Source organism: Pantoea septica, assembly GCF_002095575.1.
Taxonomy (GTDB): domain Bacteria; phylum Pseudomonadota; class Gammaproteobacteria; order Enterobacterales; family Enterobacteriaceae; genus Pantoea; species Pantoea septica.
Map to the genome: position 1 here is coordinate 124,279 of NZ_MLJJ01000006.1, position 21,236 is coordinate 145,514.

The 21,236-nt window shown below is 58.2% G+C and carries 26 protein-coding genes; 22 read left to right on the forward strand and 4 right to left on the reverse strand.

What is annotated here, in order from left to right; all coding sequences use genetic code 11:
- Positions 1 to 53 precede the first annotated feature (53 nt).
- From HA46_RS04985 to HA46_RS21430, 4 genes are read left to right on the forward strand one after another with little or no spacing between them, the layout of a single operon-like run.
- The gene (locus HA46_RS04985) at positions 54 to 302 is read left to right on the forward strand and encodes an excisionase family protein (RefSeq protein ID WP_084882428.1); all 249 of its coding nucleotides are present in this window, start codon (positions 54 to 56) and stop codon (positions 300 to 302) included.
- A 31-nt stretch (positions 303 to 333) separates the two neighbouring features.
- Positions 334 to 789 carry an Arm DNA-binding domain-containing protein gene (locus tag HA46_RS21260; protein WP_244277504.1) on the forward strand — a complete coding sequence of 152 codons (456 nt, stop codon included), beginning with the start codon at positions 334 to 336 and terminating at the stop codon, positions 787 to 789.
- A gap of 33 nt (positions 790 to 822) precedes the next feature.
- Complete coding sequence (locus HA46_RS21425) at positions 823 to 1,308, forward strand: tyrosine-type recombinase/integrase (protein ID WP_280174245.1); 486 nt, start codon at positions 823 to 825, stop codon at positions 1,306 to 1,308.
- Positions 1,296 to 1,520, forward strand: a complete 225-nt coding sequence (locus HA46_RS21430; RefSeq protein ID WP_280174247.1) for a tyrosine-type recombinase/integrase — start codon at positions 1,296 to 1,298, stop codon at positions 1,518 to 1,520. Before HA46_RS21425 ends, HA46_RS21430 begins: the two co-directional genes overlap by 13 nt.
- A 124-nt stretch (positions 1,521 to 1,644) precedes the next feature.
- On the opposite strand, the gene fliE is transcribed toward HA46_RS21430, so the two are convergent.
- Entirely contained in the window at positions 1,645 to 1,956 is a 312-nt protein-coding gene (gene fliE, locus HA46_RS04995; RefSeq protein ID WP_033749815.1) for a flagellar hook-basal body complex protein FliE, read from the reverse strand.
- 232 nt (positions 1,957 to 2,188) lie between these two features.
- Between fliE and fliF the strand changes: the two genes are divergently transcribed.
- The 15 genes from fliF to HA46_RS05070 all read left to right on the forward strand — a co-directional run bounded on the left by fliF (position 2,189) and on the right by HA46_RS05070 (position 16,007).
- Positions 2,189 to 3,895, forward strand: a complete 1,707-nt coding sequence (gene fliF, locus HA46_RS05000; RefSeq protein ID WP_084882432.1) for a flagellar basal-body MS-ring/collar protein FliF — start codon at positions 2,189 to 2,191, stop codon at positions 3,893 to 3,895.
- Complete coding sequence (gene fliG / locus HA46_RS05005) at positions 3,892 to 4,884, forward strand: flagellar motor switch protein FliG (protein ID WP_084882436.1); 993 nt, start codon at positions 3,892 to 3,894, stop codon at positions 4,882 to 4,884. Before fliF ends, fliG begins: the two co-directional genes overlap by 4 nt.
- Entirely contained in the window at positions 4,877 to 5,569 is a 693-nt protein-coding gene (gene fliH / locus HA46_RS05010; protein ID WP_033791362.1) for a flagellar assembly protein FliH, read from the forward strand. Before fliG ends, fliH begins: the two co-directional genes overlap by 8 nt.
- Entirely contained in the window at positions 5,569 to 6,921 is a 1,353-nt protein-coding gene (fliI, locus tag HA46_RS05015; RefSeq protein WP_033749819.1) for a flagellar protein export ATPase FliI, read from the forward strand. The genes fliH and fliI overlap by 1 nt, the downstream gene beginning before the upstream one ends.
- Positions 6,922 to 6,947: 26 nt before the next feature.
- Entirely contained in the window at positions 6,948 to 7,391 is a 444-nt protein-coding gene (gene fliJ / locus HA46_RS05020) for a flagellar export protein FliJ (protein WP_033791363.1), read from the forward strand.
- Entirely contained in the window at positions 7,388 to 8,668 is a 1,281-nt protein-coding gene (locus HA46_RS05025; protein ID WP_084882441.1) for a flagellar hook-length control protein FliK, read from the forward strand. The genes fliJ and HA46_RS05025 overlap by 4 nt, the downstream gene beginning before the upstream one ends.
- A gap of 129 nt (positions 8,669 to 8,797) precedes the next feature.
- The gene (fliL, locus tag HA46_RS05030; protein ID WP_033749823.1) at positions 8,798 to 9,283 is read left to right on the forward strand and encodes a flagellar basal body-associated protein FliL; all 486 of its coding nucleotides are present in this window, start codon (positions 8,798 to 8,800) and stop codon (positions 9,281 to 9,283) included.
- Between the two features lie 4 nt (positions 9,284 to 9,287).
- A complete protein-coding gene (fliM, locus tag HA46_RS05035) occupies positions 9,288 to 10,295 on the forward strand; it encodes a flagellar motor switch protein FliM (protein ID WP_033791365.1) in 1,008 nt (335 codons plus the stop codon).
- Positions 10,288 to 10,692: a flagellar motor switch protein FliN gene (gene fliN, locus HA46_RS05040; RefSeq protein WP_033791366.1), complete on the forward strand. Its 405-nt coding sequence runs from the start codon at positions 10,288 to 10,290 to the stop codon at positions 10,690 to 10,692. Before fliM ends, fliN begins: the two co-directional genes overlap by 8 nt.
- Before the next feature lie 5 nt (positions 10,693 to 10,697).
- Positions 10,698 to 11,084 carry a flagellar biosynthetic protein FliO gene (gene fliO / locus HA46_RS05045; RefSeq protein ID WP_033791415.1) on the forward strand — a complete coding sequence of 129 codons (387 nt, stop codon included), beginning with the start codon at positions 10,698 to 10,700 and terminating at the stop codon, positions 11,082 to 11,084.
- On the forward strand, positions 11,084 to 11,815 hold the full coding sequence (fliP, locus tag HA46_RS05050) for a flagellar type III secretion system pore protein FliP (RefSeq protein WP_033750714.1): 732 nt from the start codon (positions 11,084 to 11,086) through the stop codon (positions 11,813 to 11,815). The genes fliO and fliP overlap by 1 nt, the downstream gene beginning before the upstream one ends.
- A gap of 25 nt (positions 11,816 to 11,840) precedes the next feature.
- A complete protein-coding gene (gene fliQ / locus HA46_RS05055) occupies positions 11,841 to 12,110 on the forward strand; it encodes a flagellar biosynthesis protein FliQ (protein WP_033749828.1) in 270 nt (89 codons plus the stop codon).
- Positions 12,110 to 12,895, forward strand: a complete 786-nt coding sequence (gene fliR, locus HA46_RS05060; protein WP_033749829.1) for a flagellar biosynthetic protein FliR — start codon at positions 12,110 to 12,112, stop codon at positions 12,893 to 12,895. The genes fliQ and fliR overlap by 1 nt, the downstream gene beginning before the upstream one ends.
- Positions 12,896 to 13,530: 635 nt before the next feature.
- Positions 13,531 to 14,166 carry a transcriptional regulator RcsA gene (rcsA, locus tag HA46_RS05065; RefSeq protein WP_033791367.1) on the forward strand — a complete coding sequence of 212 codons (636 nt, stop codon included), beginning with the start codon at positions 13,531 to 13,533 and terminating at the stop codon, positions 14,164 to 14,166.
- 134 nt (positions 14,167 to 14,300) lie between these two features.
- On the forward strand, positions 14,301 to 16,007 hold the full coding sequence (locus tag HA46_RS05070; protein WP_084882445.1) for a methyl-accepting chemotaxis protein: 1,707 nt from the start codon (positions 14,301 to 14,303) through the stop codon (positions 16,005 to 16,007).
- Between the two features lie 126 nt (positions 16,008 to 16,133).
- Here HA46_RS05070 and dsrB read toward each other — a convergent pair whose 3' ends face one another.
- Positions 16,134 to 16,328 (reverse strand): protein DsrB, encoded by a 195-nt coding sequence (dsrB, locus tag HA46_RS05075; RefSeq protein ID WP_033791369.1) that lies wholly within the window; start codon positions 16,326 to 16,328, stop codon positions 16,134 to 16,136.
- A gap of 48 nt (positions 16,329 to 16,376) precedes the next feature.
- Positions 16,377 to 16,535, reverse strand: a complete 159-nt coding sequence (locus HA46_RS05080; protein ID WP_033749833.1) for a YqaE/Pmp3 family membrane protein — start codon at positions 16,533 to 16,535, stop codon at positions 16,377 to 16,379.
- Positions 16,536 to 16,890: 355 nt separating this feature from the next.
- On the opposite strand from HA46_RS05080, the gene HA46_RS05085 reads away from it, so the two are divergent.
- From HA46_RS05085 to HA46_RS05095, 3 genes are all read left to right on the forward strand, one after another.
- The gene (locus HA46_RS05085; protein WP_051563622.1) at positions 16,891 to 17,127 is read left to right on the forward strand and encodes a DUF2525 domain-containing protein; all 237 of its coding nucleotides are present in this window, start codon (positions 16,891 to 16,893) and stop codon (positions 17,125 to 17,127) included.
- Between the two features lie 345 nt (positions 17,128 to 17,472).
- Positions 17,473 to 18,261 (forward strand): mannosyl-3-phosphoglycerate phosphatase-related protein, encoded by a 789-nt coding sequence (locus HA46_RS05090; protein ID WP_033791371.1) that lies wholly within the window; start codon positions 17,473 to 17,475, stop codon positions 18,259 to 18,261.
- 33 nt (positions 18,262 to 18,294) lie between these two features.
- Positions 18,295 to 19,515 carry a glycosyltransferase family protein gene (locus HA46_RS05095; RefSeq protein ID WP_033791372.1) on the forward strand — a complete coding sequence of 407 codons (1,221 nt, stop codon included), beginning with the start codon at positions 18,295 to 18,297 and terminating at the stop codon, positions 19,513 to 19,515.
- Here HA46_RS05095 and dgcQ read toward each other — a convergent pair.
- Positions 19,512 to 21,161, reverse strand: a complete 1,650-nt coding sequence (gene dgcQ / locus HA46_RS05100) for a cellulose biosynthesis regulator diguanylate cyclase DgcQ (RefSeq protein WP_084882449.1) — start codon at positions 21,159 to 21,161, stop codon at positions 19,512 to 19,514. The two genes, HA46_RS05095 and dgcQ, sit on opposite strands and share 4 nt — an antisense overlap.
- Positions 21,162 to 21,236 lie beyond the last annotated feature (75 nt).

The window sequence follows — 21,236 nt, forward strand, 5'->3', positions numbered from 1 at the left end:
GCCCTTTTTATTTGTATCGTGCTGGTCTGGCTATAGCCGCCAAAGGAGTAGATATGGAAAACGTAATTCAGCTGGCGCCCAGCAAATGGGTTTCAGAATCTGTGCTGATGGCTATTACTGGCCTGAAGAAAAACACGATTAAGACAGCAAGGGAAAAGAGCTGGATGGAGGGTCGTGAGTATAAGCACATTTCGCCGGATGGCATGCCGATGGATAACAGCATGTGCTTCTACGACTGGAAAGCTGTTGAGAAGTGGATCGAGAATCAGCCAGCAACGATTCCGCGGCGTAAATCTGCTTAAATGCAGATCACTTTCAACAGGAGACAGGAAAATGTCTGCATATCCAACAGGCGTGGCCCCCAACAAAAACCATCTTCGGATCTGGTTCATGTATGAGGGTAAAAGACGGTGGGAGGCGCTTGGTGTACCCGACACGCCGAAGAACAGGAAGGTGACTGGCGAGTTGCGAAGCAACATCGTGTACCGGATAAAAACAGGGACGTTTAATTACCGCAGCCAGTCCCCCGACTCGCCGCTGTTTAAGAACGAGATAGATTCACCTAAATCATTAGCGATAAGTGATGCGGCGGATTTATGGCTAAAGCTGAAAAAGCCGGACTGGGCGAACAGCTCATATGTAACGACCGAGCGACGGGTACGGGTTACGCTCGACCATATCGGGAACAGTCGGGACATCAGGTCAATAATGCAGAAGGATCTGCTTAACCTGCGCATAGAGCTGCTGAACGGAAGTTACTTTACCGGCAGGAAGATGAATATAGAGTAAAAAGGCAGGACGGCGGCCACGGTAAATTCCAGCATGTCCGATCTGAAAGCCATCTTCGCCTTCGCGTACGGGAACGGATATATAGAGGAAAACCCGATGACGGGCATCAAGCCTCTTAAAAAATCCAACAAGCGGCCGGATCCAATCACGCGCGAAGAGTTTCCACGGCTCATTGCCGGATGCTCTACACGACAGAACGCGAACATGTGGTCGCTGGCGATCCTGACAGGAATGCGCCACGGGGAAATCTGCGCGCTAGCCTGGGAGGATATAGACCTCGAAGCGAAGACAATAACCGTGTCGCGAAACCTGACGCCGCAGGGACTGTTCACCCCACCTAAAACGGAAGCGGGCAACAGGGTAATAAACATGCTCTATGCAGCAGCAGAGGTTCTTCGCGACCAGCGCGAGCTGACAAGAATGTATCCTCAGACACCCTTCACCTTTCATACCAGGGATTTGGTGAGCGAATCGAGGAGCAGAAAACATTCGTCTTCAACGCCAGTCTGGATTCAGTAAACGGCAGGTCAGGCGCTTACTATTCAACAGAGTCGCCAGGTCAGATATGGAACAGTGCATTAAGGCGTACAGGCCTTCGTCACCGAAAAGCATATCAGTCCAGGCATACCTTCGCATGCTGGGCGTTGTCGGCAGGCGCAAACCCGAACTATGTCGCCGCGCAAATGGGTCACTCAGATGCGCAGATGGTCTATCGGGTTTATGGCGCCTGAATGTCAGAGAACAATACGGATCAGCTTTCCCTTATCAACACGAAAATGAACGTTCTTTTGCTACATACGTGCTTCGCTAAAGTGGCCGTATAGTTATTTTTAACATTATCAGCCAGTTACCCGATTAAACCTGCATATTCATAATATCGGTATAAGCCGCCACCAGCTTATTCCTCACCTGAATCCCCATCTGCATCGAGATAGAAGACTTCTGCATATCCACCATTACATCATTCAGCGCGATGCCCGGCTTGCCCATTTCAAAATCCTGCGCCTGCGTGCGAGCGGTGTTCTGCGTATCGCTGATCTTATCGAGCGCCGCTTTCATGGTGGCGGCGAAGTCGACCGGCTGCGTCGCCTCGCTGCTTTTGTTACTGGCCTGCAGCGAAGTGAGCTGAAGCTGCTGTAAAACGCCGTCGATTGCCTGAATGGACATGCCGTTACCTCATTGAAAGAGAGATGGAATTTTCTACGCTCAAAAAGTTAACACATTGTCAATAAGACAAAGGCGCTAAATAACCGCAAAAAACCCGGCTTATTCGCCCATCGAATTTTGCGATAAAGAAAATAATGCCATGCATTGAAGTGGAGTTTCATTTACGCAGTGTCAGGGAGTCTGTTTTGTCACTACAACAAACCCGGTCAATTATGTCAGGCAGGAATAGGTCATGAACGCGAGCGCAGCCGCCACACAGGATTCAGCCAAAAAAGGTTTCGGTGACCTTATCGCTCGCCTGCGCGCTAACCCGCGTATCCCCCTTATCGTTGCCGCCGCCGCCGCTATCGCCATCGTGATGGCGCTGGTGCTGTGGGCGAAAGCGCCCGATTACCGCGTGCTGTACAACAATCTCTCGGATGAAGACGGCGGTGCGATTGTTACCCAGCTCACCCAGATGAATATCCCCTATCGCTTCGCCGATAACGGCGGCGCGCTGATGGTGCCGGCGGAAAAGGTGCATGAGCTGCGCCTGCGCCTGGCGCAGCAGGGTCTGCCGAAAGGCGGATCGGTGGGCTTCGAGCTGCTCGATCAAGAGAAGTTCGGCATCAGCCAGTTCAGCGAGCAGGTTAACTACCAGCGCGCGCTGGAAGGCGAACTGGCGCGCACCATCGAAACCTTAGGGCCGGTGAAAACGGCGCGCGTGCATCTGGCGATGCCGAAGCCGACGCTGTTCGTGCGCGAGCAGAAAGCGCCTTCCGCCTCGGTCACCCTGAACCTTCAGCCTGGCCGCGCGCTCGATGAGGGTCAAATCCAGGCCATCGTGCATATGGTCTCCAGCAGCGTGGCAGGCCTGCCGCCGGGCAACGTCACCGTGGTCGATCAGAGCGGACGCCTGCTGACGCGTTCCGACAGCGAGGGCCGCGACCTCAACGACGCACAGCTGAAATATACCGCCGAAGTCGAAGCGCGCTACCAGCAGCGCATCGAGGCGATCCTGAATCCGATTCTCGGCCAGGGCAACGTGCACGCGCAGGTGACGGCGCAGATCAATTTCGACAAGAGCGAGCAGACCGACGAGAAGTATCAGCCGAACGGCAACCCGAGCAGCACCGCTATCCGCTCGCGTCAAACCAGCACCAGCGATCAGACCGGCAGTCCTTATCCGGGCGGCGTGCCGGGCGCCCTTTCCAACCAGCCAGCGCCGGCTAACACCGCGCCGGTCAACGCGCCTAACGGCCAGAACGGACAAAACGGCCAGCAGAACAACGCGAACAGCGGCACGACCACCAGCACCGCCAGCAGCAGCGTGCCGACCAACTCGCGCCGCGACGATACCGTGAACTACGAGCTGGACCGCACCATTCGCCATACCAAAATGAACGTCGGCGACGTGCAGCGTCTCTCGGTCGCGGTAGTGGTTAACTATCGCGCCGACGACAAAGGCAAGGCGATCGCCCTTAACGAACAGCAACTGAAGCAGGTAGAAGATCTGACGCGCGAAGCGATGGGCTATTCCCAGCCGCGCGGCGACAGCGTCAACGTGGTCAACTCCGAGTTCACCGCAGCCGATCCAACCAGCGGCGATCTGCCGTTCTGGCAGCAGCAGGCCTTCTTCGATCAGATGATGAACGTCGGCAAATGGCTGCTGATTGCGCTGGTCGCCTTCATCCTCTACCGCAAAATGGTGCGTCCGCAGCTGATGCGTAAACGCGAAGCGGAAAAAGCCGCCGTGGAAGCCGCAGAACAACGCGCCGCCGCCGCGCAGGAAGAAGAAGCCTACAGCGTACAGCTCAGCAAAGATGAACAGGATGCAGAGCGCAAGTCTAGCAACCGCATGAGCGCCGAGGTGATGAGCCAGCGCATCCGCGATATGTCCGAGAACGATCCGCGCGTCGTTGCGCTGGTTATCCGCGAATGGATGAGTAAAGAACTATGAGTCTGACCGGAACTGAAAAAAGCGCCATCCTGATGATGACCATCGGTGAAGAGCGCGCCGCCGAGGTGTTCAAGCACCTTAACCAGCGTGAAGTGCAGCACCTGAGCGCCGCGATGGCGAATATGCGCCAGGTGTCACACAAGCAGCTCACCGAGATCCTGCGTGAGTTTGAGACCGACGCCGAGCAGTTCGCGGCGCTGAGTCTCAACTCCAACGAGTACCTGCGTTCGGTGCTGACCAAAGCGCTGGGCGAAGAGCGCGCCGCCAGCCTGCTGGAGGATATTCTCGAGTCTCGCGAGACCACCAGCGGCATGGAAACGCTCAACTTTATGGAGCCGCAGGCCGCCGCCGATCTCATCCGCGACGAGCATCCGCAGATCATCGCTACCATCCTGGTGCACCTCAAGCGCGGCCAGGCGGCGGATATTCTGGCGCTGTTCGACGAACGCCTGCGTCATGACGTCATGCTGCGTATCGCCACCTTCGGCGGCGTACAGCCGGCGGCGCTGGCGGAGCTGACCGAAGTGCTCAACGGCCTGCTGGACGGCACCAACCTCAAGCGCGCCAAGATGGGCGGCGTGAGAACCGCAGCGGAAATCATCAACCTGATGAAAACGCAGCAGGAAGAGGCGGTCATCGAAGCGGTTCGCGACTTCGACGGCGAACTGGCGCAGAAAATTATCGACGAGATGTTCCTGTTCGAGAACCTGGTGGAAGTGGACGACCGCAGCATCCAGCGTCTGCTGCAGGAAGTGGAGTCGGAGCAGCTGCTGGTCGCGCTGAAAGGCGCCGAGCAGCCGCTGCGCGAGAAGTTCCTCAAGAACATGTCGGCGCGCGCCGCCGATATCCTGCGCGACGACCTCGCCAACCGCGGACCTGTGCGTATGTCGGCGGTGGAGAACGAACAGAAAGCTATCCTGCTTATCGTGCGCCGTCTGGCGGAATCGGGCGAGATGGTAATTGGCGGCGGCGAGGAAACCTATGTCTGATGCCTTTTCCGCCCGTCCGTGGCAGCTCTGGCAGCCTGATGATTTAGGCCGCCGCGACGAACCGGAGCCGGAGATCCTGCCGGAGCCGGAGACGTTCGAATCGGAAGCCGACGAGCAGCAGCAGCTCTTCGAGCGCATGCAGCAGCAGGCGCGCAAAGAGTCGCAGGCGCAGGGCTATAACGAAGGCCATCAGCAGGGCTTCGCCGAGGGTCAGAAAGCGGGCTACGACGCCGGCTTTCAGCAGGGGCTGGCCGATGCGCAGCAGCAGCAGGCGCCGCTTCAGGCGCGCATGCAGCAGCTGGTCACCGAGTTCCAGCACTCGCTGGAGGCGCTCGACAGCGTGATCGCCTCGCGTCTGATGCAGCTGGCGCTGGAAGCCGCGCGTCAGGTCATCGGCCAGGCGACCACGGTGGACGGCAGCGCCCTGCTGCGTCAAATCCAGCAGCTGCTGCAGCAGGAGCCGATGTTTAGCGGCAAACCGCAGCTGCGCGTACATCCCGACGATCTGCAGCGTATTGAGCAGACCCTCGGTCCGACGCTCGATCTGCATGGCTGGCGTTTGCTGGCCGACAGCACGCTGCATCCCGGCGGCTGTAAGCTGAGCGCCGAAGATGGCGATCTCGACGCCAGCGTGGCGACGCGCTGGCAGGAGCTCTGCCGTCTCGCCGCGCCAGGAGAGTTTTAATGACCTCGCGACTCTCCCGCTGGCTGGGCGCGCTCGACGCCTTTGAAACCCGCATCGCGCAGGTGCAGCCGGTGCGCCGCTATGGCCGCCTGACGCGCGCCACCGGCCTGGTGCTGGAGGCCACCGGCCTGCAGCTGCCGCTCGGCGCCACCTGCGTTATCGAACGCAACGACGGCAAGAACCTGACCGAAGTCGAAAGCGAAGTGGTGGGTTTCAACGGCCAGAAACTCTTTCTGATGCCGCTGGAAGAGGTCGACGGCATTCTGCCCGGCGCCCGCGTTTATGCGCGCGACAGCGGCCACAGCGGCAAACAGCTGCTGCTCGGCCCTGAGCTGCTGGGCCGGGTGCTCGACGGCAGCGGCAAGCCGCTCGACGGTTTGCCGTCGCCCGATACCGGCTACCGCGCGCCGCTGATCACCCCGCCCTTCAACCCGCTGCAGCGCACGCCGATTACCGACGTGCTCGATACCGGCGTACGCGCCATCAACGCCCTGCTTACCGTCGGGCGCGGCCAGCGTATGGGCCTGTTCGCCGGTTCCGGCGTCGGCAAGAGCGTGCTGCTCGGCATGATGGCGCGCTATACCCAGGCGGACGTCATCGTGGTCGGGCTGATCGGCGAGCGCGGCCGCGAAGTAAAAGACTTTATTGAAAATATTCTCGGCGCCGAAGGCCGCGCGCGTTCGGTGGTGATCGCCGCGCCCGCGGACGTCTCGCCGCTGCTGCGCATGCAGGGCGCCGCCTACGCCACGCGCATCGCCGAAGATTTTCGCGATCGCGGCCAGCACGTGCTGCTGATCATGGACTCCCTGACGCGTTACGCCATGGCGCAGCGCGAGATCGCGCTGGCCATCGGCGAGCCGCCCGCCACCAAAGGCTATCCGCCTTCGGTGTTCGCCAAGCTCCCGGCGCTGGTGGAACGCGCCGGCAACGGCACGCACGGCGGCGGCTCGATTACCGCCTTCTATACCGTACTGACCGAAGGCGACGATCAGCAGGATCCTATCGCCGACTCGGCGCGCGCCATTCTCGACGGCCATATCGTACTGTCGCGCCGGCTGGCCGAAGCGGGCCACTACCCGGCGATCGATATCGAAGCCTCTATCAGCCGCGCCATGACCGCCTTGATCGACGAGGATCACTACGCGCGGGTGCGTCAGTTTAAGCAGCTGCTCTCCAGCTTCCAGCGCAACCGCGATCTGGTGAGCGTCGGCGCCTACGCCGCAGGCAGCGATCCGATGCTGGACAAGGCGATCCGCCTCTACCCGCAGATGGAAGCCTTTCTGCAACAGGGCATTTTTGAACGCAGCCACTACGACGACGCCTGTCTGCATCTGCATGCGCTGTTCGGTTAACGGCGGCGTAACGGGAGGAGTAAGCGATGAAAAGCGCCAGTGCCATCGACACGCTGCGCGATTTAGCGGAGCAGGATCTGGAAAAAGCGGCGATGCACCTCGGCGATATGCGCCGCGGCGTGCGCCAGGCGGACGAGCAGCTCACCATGCTGCTCGACTACCAGGATGAGTACCGCAACAAGCTAAACAGCGATATGTCTGGCGGCATCGCCACGACGCGCTGGACCAACTACCACCAGTTTATACAGACGCTGGAACAGGCGATCGAACAGCATCGCGCTCAGCTGAGACAGTGGAATCAGCGTCTGGAGCAGGCGCTGGCCAGCTGGCGCGATAAGCAGCAGCGTCTTAACGCCTATCAGACGCTGATCAGCCGCGCGGCAGACAACGCATTACGAGTAGAAAACCGTCTCGATCAGAAACGGATGGATGAATACGCCCAACGGGCCGCATTGAGGAAAGGCGAATGATTACGCTGCCAAATATTGTCACCGCCGCCAGCGCGAAAGGCGAGCTGAAAGGTTCAGATTCCGCTGAGGGTTTGCACAGCGTCAAATCGCTGCCGCAGGACTTTCTGACCGAACTGGGCAATCGCCTGCTGACGCTGGCGAAACAGCAGGGAAACGCGGCGCAATCTGCTGAAAGCGCAGAGGAAAAGGAGGAGGCGCCTGCGCCGAAGGGCCAGCTTGACGCGCTGCTGACCGCCTTTGACAAAACAGAGGGTTTGAATGCGCTGCTGACGCCGGAAAATATTAAAGCCGCCACCAAATCCGCCGATGATAAGGATAAGGCGAGCGCAGAAACCTTAACCAATAGCGAGACGCAGAGCATGCAGGCGCTGTTCGCCATGCTGCCGATATCGCCGGTTGCGCAGCGCGACGCCTCCGCCGCTTCCGTCGCCGCCGGGTCGGGCGCCGACACGCGCCGCGGCGCGATCGCTGGCAATGCGCTCTCGACGCTGAGCCAGGCGCTGAGCGATTCGCTGGCGCAAAGCGCGTCGCCATCGGCCAGCGCGCCAGCGCACGCTGAGACGAAGGCGAGCCCGACGCAGACGCAGCTGATCGCCGCATCAGCGGGCCCGGCAGCAGGCACGGCCAACGCCAGTGCGCGGCTGACGCTGGACGGCAGCTTCCAGCAGGCGTTGAGCAACCTCGGCAGGCAGGAGGAAAAAAGCGCTCCGCTGACGCAAACGGACAGCAACGCGCTGACCAGCGTCGCCAGCAGCAGCGCGGCGCCGCTGACGATGCCGACCGCCTCGGCTACGACCAGTACGCCGTCAACGCCGATGCTCAACGCGCAGCTGGGCAGCGACGAATGGCAGCAGGCACTGAGCCAGCAGATTGTCATGTTCACCCGCAACGGCCAGCAAAACGCCGAGCTGCGGCTGCACCCGGCGGATCTGGGCGCCATCCAGATCAGCCTGAAGCTGGATAACGACCAGGCGCAAATCAATATGGCCTCCAGCCACAGCCACGTCAGGGCCGCGCTGGAAGCCGCCCTTCCGCAGCTGCGTAACGCGCTGGCGGAAAGCGGCATTAACCTGGGACAGAGTCAGGTAAGCAGTGACAGCTTCGCGCAGAGCCAGGGCTTCCAGCAGCAGCAACAGCAGCAGGAGGCGCGCCGCGACGGACAGCACGGCACCTTCTCTCTCTCCCAGGATGACGATAGCGAGATAACGCCGATCGCCGTTCCCGCCGCCCTCCAGGCGCGCATCCTCGGCACCGGCGCTGTCGATACTTTTGCCTGACAGCGACAAACGCTGAAGGTAAGCGTAAAACCCGCGTCTTTTCTTCCCATTGTTTGACTTAAGACGCGGGATAATCTGTCCAGGCAAACCGAGAGGTTTGCCCATAATTCACAGGAAGTTACTGCAAAAATGTCTGATAACGCGAAAGCAAAAGGCCGCAAACGTTCACTCTTAATTCCGGTGTTGCTCATTGTAACGCTGGCCGCTTGTAGCGTGGCAGGCTATGCAGTCTGGCGAATGATGAATAAACATGAGAGTGGTACACCGGAAGCTGCGAAAGTAGAACCGCCACCCGCTCCCGTCTTTTTTGCGCTTGATACCTTTACGGTCAACCTGATCAATCCCGACAACGATCCGGACCGCGTACTGTACGTAGGCTTTACCCTGCGTCTGCCGGACGAGGATACCCGTCGTCGGATGAATGATTATCTGCCGGAAGTACGTAGCCGCCTGCTGCTGCTGCTCTCGCGACAAAGCGCCGCCGCGCTGGCGTCGGAGCAAGGAAAGCAAGCGCTGATTGAACAGATTAAGCAGGTGCTGTCACCTCCGCTGGTGAAAGGACAGCCTGCGCAGGTGGTAAATGACGTACTGTTTACCGCCTTCATTTTGAGGTAAACCAATGGGCGATAGCATTCTCTCCCAGGCTGAAATTGACGCGCTGCTTAATGGCGACAGTGACAGCGCGGTAGATGAAAAGAGTCAAAGCGGGCCGGAAGGCGACATTCGTCCTTACGACCCTAATACCCAGCGTCGCGTGGTGCGCGAGCGCCTTCAGGCGCTGGAGATTATTAACGAGCGTTTCGCCCGACATTTCCGTATGGCGCTGTTTAACCTGCTGCGTCGCAGCCCGGATATCAGCGTCGGTGCGATCAAGATTCAGCCGTATCACGAGTTCGCCCGCAACCTGCCGGTGCCAACCAACCTGAATCTTATCCACCTGAAACCGCTGCGCGGAACGGCGCTGGTCGTGTTTTCGCCGAGCCTGGTGTTTATCGCCGTGGATAACCTGTTCGGCGGCGACGGCCGCTTCCCCACTAAGGTGGAAGGTCGTGAGTTCACCCACACCGAGCAGCGCGTGATCCGCCGCATGCTGAAGCTGGCGCTGGAAGGCTACAGCGACGCGTGGAAGGCGATCTACCCGCTCGATGTGGAATATGTCCGCTCCGAAATGCAGGTGAAGTTCACCAATATCACCACCTCGCCGAACGATATCGTGGTCAACACGCCGTTCCAGGTCGAGATTGGCAACCTGGTGGGCGAGTTCAACATCTGTATTCCGTTCTCGATGATTGAGCCGCTGCGCGAACTGCTGGTTAACCCGCCGCTGGAGAACTCCCGCACCGAGGATAACCACTGGCGCGAGAACCTGGTGAAACAGGTGCAGCACTCGGAGCTGGAGCTGATCGCTCACTTCGCCGAAACCTCGCTGCGGCTGTCGCGCATTTTGCAGCTGAAACCCGGCGATGTGCTGCCGATCGAGAAGCCAGAGCGCATTATCGCACACGTCGACGGCGTTCCGGTGCTCACCAGTCAGTACGGCACCATGCACGGCCAGTACGCCCTGCGCGTCGAGCATTTGATTAACCCGATTTTGAATTCGCTGAATGAGGAACAGCCCAATGAGTGACAGCAATAAACCGTCCGACGACATTTCTGCGGACGATCTGTGGGCTGAGGCGATGAATGAGCAGGCCGTTAGCAGCGCGCCGCAGGCCGACGACGTCTTTAAGACGTTCGAAACCAGCGCTGCCGCCGGTTCGCTGCAGGACATCGACCTGATTATGGATATCCCGGTCAAGCTTACCGTTGAACTGGGCCGCACCAAAATGACCATTAAAGAGCTGCTGCGCCTGACGCAGGGTTCCGTGGTGGCGCTGGACGGCCTGGCGGGCGAGCCGCTTGATATCCTGATCAACGGCTACCTGATCGCCCAAGGCGAAGTGGTGGTGGTTAACGATAAATATGGCGTACGCATCACCGACATTATTACGCCGTCTGAACGTATGCGTCGTCTGAGTCGCTAAATATGATGAACACCCAATCCCACGCGCTGCAGCCCGCAGCGCCGGCCATTTCCGGCGGCTCCGTCGTGACTCAGGTCAGCAGCGTGCTGGCCGTGATTGTCCTGCTGATCCTCGCCTGCGCCTGGCTGGCGCGTCGCCTTGGCTTCGCGCCGAAGACGGTGAGCAGCCAGGCACTGAAGGTGAGCGCCAGCGTGCAGGTCGGCCAGCGCGAACGCGTGGTGATTGTGGATACCGCCGAGGCGCGCCTGGTGCTGGGCGTGACGGCGGCGCAGATTACCCATCTGCACACCCTGCCGCCGGTCGCGCCGGATGCCCGTCCGCCTGCCGCCGCGCCGCAGGATTTTCGTCAGCTGTTACAAAACCTGGTTAAACGTCCCGGAAAACCCCAATGATGCGTCGACTGCTCTCTCTTCTGCCGCTATTACTGCTGGCGCCGGCCGCTCATGCCCAGCTGCCGGGACTGGTGAGCCATGCGTTGCCCAATGGCGGACAAAGCTGGTCGTTGCCGGTGCAGACGCTGGTTTTTATTACCTCGCTGACCTTTATTCCCGCCGTGCTGCTGATGATGACCAGCTTTACCCGCATCATTATCGTGTTCGGTCTGCTGCGCAACGCCCTCGGCACGCCCTCCGCGCCGCCAAATCAGGTGATGCTCGGCCTCGCGCTCTTTCTGACCTTCTTTATCATGGCGCCGACCTTCGACAAGATTTACGACGACGCCTATCTGCCCTTTAGCCAGGACAAGATCAGCATGGACGTTGCGCTGGAGAAAGGCGCGCAGCCGCTACGCGACTTTATGCTGCGTCAGACGCGCGAAGCGGACCTGGCGCTGTTCGCCCGTCTGGCGAACACCCCGCCCATCGAAGGGCCGGAAGCGGTGCCGATGCGCATTCTGCTGCCCGCATACGTCACCAGCGAGCTGAAGACCGCCTTTCAGATTGGCTTTACTGTTTTCATCCCGTTTTTGATTATCGACCTGGTGGTCGCCAGCGTGCTGATGGCGCTGGGGATGATGATGGTGCCGCCGGCAACCATCTCGCTGCCGTTCAAACTGATGCTGTTTGTACTGGTGGATGGCTGGCAGCTGCTGGTCGGTTCGCTGGCGCAAAGCTTCTATTCCTGATTATTCCGATTTCCCGGAGAAACTAATGACGCCAGAATCCGTTATGGCAATGGGCCAGGATGCACTGCGCCTGGCGCTGATGCTCGCCGCGCCACTGCTGCTGGCGGCGCTGGTCAGCGGGCTGATTATCAGTCTGCTGCAGGCGGCGACACAGGTGAACGAGCAGACGCTTTCCTTTATACCGAAGGTGCTGGCCGTGGCGGCCACGGGAGTGATTGCCGGACCCTGGATGCTGAATCTGGTGCTGGACTATATCCGCACCCTCTTTAGCAACCTGCCTTATATGATCGGCTAATGGTCACTCTCGACAGCGACCAGCTGGTTCACTGGGTCAGTCAGTTTTTCTGGCCGCTGGCGCGTATGCTGGCGCTGTTCGCCACCGCGCCGTTGCTGAGCGAGCGCGCTATCAGCAAACGCGTCAAAATCGGCCTGGCAGCGTTAATCACCTGGATAATGGTGCCAACGCTGCCTTCAGTCGAGGTAACGTTGTTTTCGCCCGCTGGCTTCTGGCTGCTGCTGCAGCAGATGCTGATTGGTATCGGGCTGGGGTTCACGATGCAGCTGGCGTTTGCTGCGGTGCGCCTCTCTGGCGAGGTCATTGGTTTACAGATGGGCCTCTCTTTCGCCACCTTTTTCGATCCAGGCAGTCGCTTGAATATGCCGGTTCTGGCCCGTTTTCTCGATATGCTGGCAATGCTGCTGTTCCTGACCTTCAACGGACACCTCTGGCTGATCTCGTTGCTGGCGGACAGCTTTCATACATTGCCGATTGGCGGGCAGCCGTTAAACGCCAACGCTTTTAATGCACTGGTCAAAGCAGGCGGTTTAATTTTCCTTAATGGCATGATGTTAGCGCTACCCTTAATCGTTTTGCTGCTTCTGATTAACCTGGTACTGGGTTTGTTAAACCGTGTTACACCTCAGCTCTCTATTTTCGCAGTTGGCTTCCCCATTACCTTAACAGTGGGAATTTTGACTATGGGGTTGATGATGCCTCTGGTTGCGCCCTTCTGTGAGCATCTGTTTAGCGAAGTCTTTGATTTGCTCGCCCAGTTTCTTTCGGAACTGTCTCACCCCTGATGATTAAGTATCTCACCATCTTTCTAAAGTGATACTTAAGCCACCTAAAACATTCTGTGCATTTTTCAAACCAGTTTTCCCAGAAATCAACTAAGGAAAATCTGATAAGTGAGAAGTAACTCTGAAAATTATTCTTATTAAACCGCGCTTCAAGTATTTTATTTCACAGATTCCCGGCACAGCTAACTTGGTGGAATCGTTGACAAAATCGGCAACAGATTGTTTTTGAACAAAAAAAATCCTTTAACGATTTTTCTTGTCAGGACCTTTTTTTTCCGGCATTGTCAACACTCGCTAAAACGTCACACTTTCGCGAATCAAATGTTTTTAAGAATCGTCCTATCAGAATTGACTGTGTTATGCGCGATAGTGACGAGGATCTCAAAACAGGGTGTTATGCACGCTTATTGCAAACCGCCAGCGATTCCCGCTATCACTGGAGGGATAAGTGACGTCAAGGCAACACAAAAACAACTTTGCAGAAACGGGTCAGGGAAGAATACTTTTGGCAGGCGTATGGCCTGTCGCCAGACTGCTGAGCAGAATAAAAAAGTGTCTTAGAAATCTCTCTCGTACAGCAACGCGTAATTCATCGTTGATTTAAACGGATAACAAATTGGTGAGGGTCGCTAAACATGCCAACGATTATTATGGATTCATGCAACTACACACGCCTGGGATTATCGGACTATATGTCCTGTAAGGGAGTCAAAAAGAAAAACATCTTTTCTGTCTCCGATATTGAGCAATTACAGCAGCGCTGCGAACAGTTAAAACCTGGCGTAGTGTTTATTAACGAAGAATGTTTTATCCATGAAGCTGATTCCAGCGACCGCATCCGAAATATTATTATGCAGCACCCGGAAACGCTGTTTTTCATCTTCATGGCCATTTCTAATATCCATTTTGAGGAATACCTCTACGTTCGTAAGAACCTGATTATTACGTCAAAATCGATAAAAACGACGACACTTGACTCCTTACTCAGCACTTATTTGCAGAAAAAGCTCAGCGCGTCTACCCGTATTTCATCAGGTCTGGATGTACACCCTCTGACGTTAAGCCAGACGGAGTCAAATATGCTGAAAATGTGGATGTCAGGTCATGACACCATTCAGATCTCAGACAAGATGCAAATTAAGGCCAAGACCGTTTCGTCACACAAAGGCAATATTAAACGCAAGATAAAAACACATAACAAACAGGTTATCTATCATGTGGTGCGTTTAACTGACAATGTAACGTCAGGTATCTATGTCAATGTGAGATAATCAACTCGCGAAAGAACCGGCCGCCTGGCCGGTTTTTTTTCGCCTTTTTTGCGAGCCAGATCTCACTCCGCTCCCTAACCCTTTCCCCTTCTCTGCCGATGTTAATTTCATAACCCCGACATGAGATCAAGGATATGAACACACCACCGGACTCTTCTACACCGTTCAAGGCTGGCCTGTGGCGCAACCTGCGCCTGGTGCCGCTCTTCAGCATGATTTTTGGCGGTATTATGCTGCTGTTTGCCCTCTGTATCGCCCTTGCCAGCTATTTTCTGATCCAGAGCAACCAGTCTCTTAAGGATGCCACTGACGAAATTCAGGTGCGCATGGGAATCTCTAACAGCTCAAACCACCTGCGCACCGCGCGTCTCAATATTATTCAAGCAGGCGCCGCCGCCCGCATCGGCGAGATGGACGAGTTTAAAGCCAGCATCGCCGCGACCGAGAAGCGTATTCAGCAGGCGCAGGAAGGCTTCAAGGTTTATCAGGAGCGGAAGGTCAAAACCCCTGAAGATATCGCGCTCGACGCCCCGCTGACGGCGCGCTTCAACGACTACGTCGAAAAGGGGCTCAAGCCGATGATCAACGCCGGCAAACAGGGCAGCTTCGAGGGCATTATCGCGCAGGAGACCGACGTCACGCGCAAACTCGACAACGCCTACAACGACGTGCTGCTGCAGGCGATTAAACTGCGCAACCAGCGCGCCGAAGCGATCAACGCGACGGCAGCGCACGAGTCGCGCATCGGCTTTATCGCGATGGCGGCCGCCTTCGTGGCCGCTTTACTGCTGACGCTGATGACCTTCGTCTTTCTGCGTCGCGTAGTGATCAGTCCGCTGCGCCTGTCGGTCGCGCGTATAGAGCGCATCGCGCAGGGCGACCTCACCGCCCCGCCGGAACCGCACGGCCGCAGCGAAATTGGCACGCTGCTGCATAACCTGCAGCTGATGCAGGATTCGCTGGTGAAAACCGTCGGCACGGTGCGTGAAGGCGCGGTGGCGATCTATCAGGGTTCCGGCGAAATCTCTGCCGGGAATACCGATCTCTCTTCCCGTACCGAGCAGCAGGCCGCCGCGCTGGAGCAGACCGCCGCCAGCATGGAGCAGTTAACCGCCACGGTGAAACAAAACGCCGAGAACGCCCACCACGCCAGTCAGCTGGCGGCAGACGCCTCCGGCAAAGCCCGCAGCGGCGGCGAGCTGGTGAGCGGCGTGGTGAAAACCATGACCAATATCTCCGGCAGCTCAAAGAAAATCGCCGAAATCACCAACGTCATAAACAGCATCGCCTTCCAGACCAATATTCTGGCGCTCAACGCCGCGGTGGAAGCGGCGCGTGCCGGCGAACAGGGCCGCGGCTTCGCGGTAGTGGCCAGTGAAGTGCGCAGCCTGGCGCAACGCAGCGCCCAGGCGGCCAAAGAGATTGAGTCGCTGATTGCGGAGTCGGTCAATTTGATCAAAGACGGTTCGCATCAGGTAGGCGAAGCGGGCGAAACCATGGGCGAGATCGTCGAAGCGGTACGTCGCGTGACCGATATTATGGCGGAGATTGCCGCCGCGTCGGATGAGCAAAGCCGCGGCATTCAGCAGGTCAGCCAGGCGGTCACCGAGATGGATAACGTCACCCAGCAGAACGCCTCGCTGGTGGAAGAGGCCTCTGCAGCCGCCGCCTCGCTGGAAGATCAGGCGGGTAAACTCACTAAAGCTGTCGCCGCGTTTCGCCTGCAGGACGCTCCGGCGCCAGCAACAGTAACGGCTGCCGCGCCCGCGCTGAAATCGCCGCGCCTGACGCCGCGTCCGGCACTGGCGGCCTCCGGCAACGATAACTGGGAAACGTTCTAAGGCAGAAACAAATAAAGGCGCTCCGAGGCGCCTTTATTATTATTGATGCAGCATGAAATAAGGCACCGTCAGGCGCCTTATTATTGCCGCGATATTCAGAGAGCGTAAAAGCAAAGCCCTGCGCCGCTATTCCGCCCGATAAGGCTCGACAAATATCCCTTCCGGATGATCGCCCTCATTAAAAAACCAGATGCCGAGCGGATAATCTTCCAGCGCCACCAGATACATGACCCCTTCGTTAAACGGCTCCACGGCGAGAATAGTGCCGAGGCGGCGCGGGCCGCCATCGGTCTTTACGGTGACGCGGTCATTGACCTTCATGCGCGTTGCTCCTGATGATTTTCCTGTGCATCAGTGTAAACGTCCGCCTCAGCGACGCGCAATCACCCAAACCGCATGAATGATGCCGGGGATATAGCCGCACAGCGTCAGTAGAATATTGAGCCAGAAAGCGCCGCCGAAACCGACCTGCATAAATACGCCCAGCGGCGGCAAAATGATGGCGATAATAATGCGTAACAGATCCATGGTCTCTCCTTGTCGCGTTATGGTTTAACTCCGCATGTAACTATAGACGATGCCGCTGATAACAAAGGAAAAACCAGGTAAATTTACGTAAGCCGGCGCTTTTTCGCTTTCTTAACGTTTCGCGACAAGACTTCTGACACGGCAACCTTTTACACTTTTCCTACTGCTTCACCCCAAAGAGGCAGTCAACCTAAAAGTAACAAGGATTTTGCCCGCGCAGCGCGGGCTTTTTTTTGCCTGTTTCTTTCCCACCGCAGAGTTATTCGCCCGCCCTGGCCAGAGTCTATACTTAATCGATCCGTCGCTACCCGTGGTCGGAGAGAAGCGAAATATCCTTTTAAACAAAAGGAGAGCGATGATGGCGCAAATCAATCCTGGCGGCCCTGACCTTCAGCCCGGCGAGAAACCCAATGTGGACTCGCTGCTCGACAGCCTGTCGCGCAGTACGGCGGCCCTCCCGCAAACCTTCCCCGAGGCGGACAACAGCCGCCATCTCAGAACCGGCGGCCGAGCCTGGGGAAGCAGCATAGAACTGGCGGACGAATATGAACTCGATATTCGCGACTGCACCTGTAATGAAATGAACCGCTAATCACAGGCGAAAAAAACCCGGCAGGGAGCGCCGGGTAAATAACCACATAGATTCGTTACATCAGGAAATGCTTGATACCTCTGCAGAGTACGCCTGGCCCGTGCTAAGACAAGTCCTGGCTATGCACAATACAACTGCCTTTTATGTTTGAACCCCGATGGCGTTACCGGGAACAGCCTGAATTCAGGGGCTTTGCGCCGTGCGCTTTTTGTGCATCCCGATTCGCTCAGCCGTTACGTTTTAGGAATTATCCTGGATATGCTGTGCGAGAGGGGAAAAACAGGCGCAATCCGGCATCAGCTATAATACTGAAATTCCGCCAGTTAATGTCGCAAGGAGCCTGCTATGCCCAGTTTGCAACAGCCGCTGTTAGTTATTACCGATCTGGATGGTTCCCTGCTCGATCATCATACCTACCGCTGGGATGCCGCCGCAGAGTGGCTGGCCGAACTGCAGCGCCATCAGGTGCCGGTCGTGCTCTGCTCCAGCAAAACCGCCGCGGAAATCGCGCCGCTGCAAAAGCGTCTCGGCCTGACGGATACCCCCTTTATTGCGGAAAACGGCGCGGTGGTGCAGATGTCGGCGCAGCGACGTGAACGGATCCCGCCGGAGAGTCTCGCCTATGAGGCGCTCTGCCGCACGCTCGGCACGCTACAGCCGGGCTTTCGCTTTCAGGGCTTCAGCCGCTTCACCGATGCCGAAGTCGCGGCGATGACCGGACTAACCGAAAGCGACTCGGCGCTGGCGCGCCAGCGCGAAGCGTCGGAAGTGATCGTCTGGCGTGACGACGAAGAGAAGCTGGAGGCGTTTCGCGCCGCGCTGGCGCAGCACCAGCTGCAGCTTACCCAGGGCGGACGCTTCTGGCACGTCATGCCCGCAGGCAGCGGCAAAGGCGAAGCGCTGCGCTGGCTGCTCAGCCAGTATGACAGCGCGCCCGCGACCATCGGCCTCGGCGACGGTCCTAACGACGCGCCTATGCTGGATGCGGTTGACTACGCCGTGGTGATAAAAGGCTACAGCAAAACGCCGGTCGCGCTGACCCGGCAGGACAAGCAACGGATCTACCATACGGCGCACTACGGCCCCGAAGGCTGGAAAGAGGGACTCGACTATTTCCTGACCCAGCCCGATTAAGCCGCAACTACTTATGATTAAAAGGATGGCGCGATGAGTGATTTTTATCAGAATGGCGTGATTACCAATTTCCATAATCTGACCGACCGCAGCGTTGAGTCGCTGGAAAAAGAGATGGTGCGCTTCGCGCGCAAACGCAAAATGGGGCTCATTCTCCCGTCGCTCTTTTCCGAACTGGAAGGACCGGCGCTAGGCAATATCGTCGATGAGCTGGCCAAAGTGCCCTATCTCGACGAGATCGTTATCGGGCTCGATCGCGCCGACCGCGATCAGTTCCTCTTCGCCCGCGAATTTTTTTCGCGCCTGCCGCAGCGCCACCGCATTTTATGGAATGACGGCCCGCGCCTGAAGGCGATCGACGCCGAACTGGATAAAGAGGGGCTTTCGCCCTCCCAGCCGGGCAAAGGGCGCAACGTCTGGTTCTGCACCGGTTTCACCCTCGCCTCAGATCGTACCCAGTGCGTGGCGCTGCACGACTGCGATATCGTCACTTACGAACGCGGCATGCTGGCGCGCCTGCTCTACCCGCTGGCGAACCCGGCGTTTCAGTATGAGTTCTGCAAAGGGTTTTACGCACGCGTCGCCGATGGCAAGCTAAACGGCCGCGTAGGCCGCTTGCTGGTCGGCCCGCTGCTGCGCTCGCTGCAAAAGGTGTATGGCCACTCCGAATATCTCGACTATCTGGCCAGCTTCCGCTATCCGCTGTCGGGCGAATTCGCCATGCGCACCCACGTGCTCAACGGCATTAAAATTCCTGGCGACTGGGGGCTGGAGATTGGCGTGCTGTCGGAAATTTACCGCAACTACACCACGCGTCAGACCTGTCAGGTCGAGATCGCCGACAACTATGACCACAAACATCAGCCGCTGGCGGAAGATGACGGCACCGGCGGCCTGAAGCGCATGAGCAGCGATATCGTGCAGTCGCTGCTGCGCAAGCTGGCGACGATGGGCGTGCCGCTCACCAGCGACTCATTCCGCGTGCTGAAGGCGACCTACTACCGCAACGCGCTCGATATGATGGAGATCTACAACCACGAAGCGGCGATGAACGGCCTGAAGTTTGACCAGCATATCGAAGAAGCGGCGGTAGAAATGTTTACCCAGTCGATTCTGGAGGCGGGACAGGCCTTTATCGAACGTCCTAACGACAAACCCTTTATTCCCAGCTGGAGCCGCGTCCAGTCCGCCTTCCCAGATATCCTGCAGCGTATCTATCAGGCGGTGGAAGAAGACAACGCCGGCAACGTTTAACCTCCGGCGACCACGCGGTTGCGGCCCTGACTCTTCGCCAGATAGAGTCGGCGGTCCGCCTCCGCCTGCAGGCGGGTCGCCTGGTAGTCGCCCTGCTCTTCGCTGCTGGCGACGCCTGCGGAGAGCGTCACGCTAAAACACTGGCTGGCGTTGACCAGAATGGTTTTCGCCGCCAGCCGCTCTCGCATCCGTTCCGCCACCTTTTCCGCATCCGCCAGGCCGGTTTCCGGCAGCACCACGCAGAACTCTTCGCCGCCGACGCGGCCGGCCAGATCGTCTTTCCGCAGCGCCTGGGAGACGATTGCGGCGACGCGCATCAGCGCCTGGTCGCCCGCCTGATGGCCCCAGGTGTCGTTTACCGCTTTAAAGTGGTCGATATCGAGCTGGATAACCGCCAGCGGCGCGTTAAGCGCACGGCAGCGCGCCGCCTCCGCTTCGAAGCGTTCAAAAAAGGCGCTGCGGTTGAGCAGACGCGTCAGGCCGTCGTAGCTGGCGCGCCACGCCAGCCGATCGGAGAGCTGGCTCAGCCGCCGCACCAGACGCACAATGATCTGGTGCGCCAGCAGCAGCAGCAGCACGAACAGCAGCCACATCACCAGCATAAACAGCATGGCGCCGCCTAAATCCTGGCGCAGTCCTTGCGCCAGGGTTTGCTGGTTCACCAGATAGCCGTCTACGTTTTTCAACCTGCTCCAGGTGATGAACTGATGCTCCAGCCGCAGCGAGCCCTGCGGCTGACGCGCAATCTGCGCATAGAGCCGCCGCAGCGCGCTGGCGCTCAGCGGCTTAGCATCTGCCGCGTTAAGGGAGGCAACGGGATGGCGCGCTTTGTCGAGCAGCACGACGCTGCCCTGCAGCGCGCTGTTGTACATCGTATTCAACTGACTGGCGATACGCTGCTGCGTGAAGTCCATCGACAGCGCTCCATACCAGTAGCCGTTGATAAAGATGGGCGTGCTGACCGTCAGCATCGCGCCCTCATCGTCCGCGCCCTGATAGACGCCAGACCAGCGCAGCTCCTGAGGCGACTCCAGCGTCGCCATGGCGCGAAACCAGGGTCGAGAAACCATGATGGCGTAGCTGGCGGAGAGCGCGGAGAGGCTTTGCGGCGGACGCGAAGTGATAAAGAATCCGGCGCGTGAGGTATACCAAAAGCGCGAGTGGAAATCGGCTTCCGCATCGCTGAACTGCATAATAAAGCTGAACTCCAGCGCCGCGAGCACCTCGCCCTCGAGCCGCGCCGGGTCGCGCTGCAGCAGCGCGTCCTGCGCCAGCCAGCTGTCGCCGACGCCGTTTATCGGCATGCTGCGCGGCATATTGAGCCGCAGCTGCCACGCGGGCTGCGCGCGCAGCTGCTGAAACTCCGCCAGTGCGCGGCGCGCGTGGTGGGCGTCGAGCGGATGCGCCAGCGCATAGGTGAACATGCGCCGGTAATAGATCATCCCGTCGAGGCTCTCCTGAAACTGGCTCTCCAGCCTGCTCTGCATATCCGCCAGCGCAGCGCGCTGCCGATCTTCATAGTTAATTTTCAGCGTGTGGAGCTCACGCCAGGTCAGAAAGAAAGAGAAAAGAAAGACCGCTAAAAACAAGAGATGAACGCGCAGTTCGGGACGTAATTTTCGCATGGAGAGCGGCAAAGCAGCCATCAGCAACGGTGCTCCGAATAACTGGGATCAGGCGAGTATAGCAGGCGTGGGGAATCAAAAAATGCGGGAAGTCAC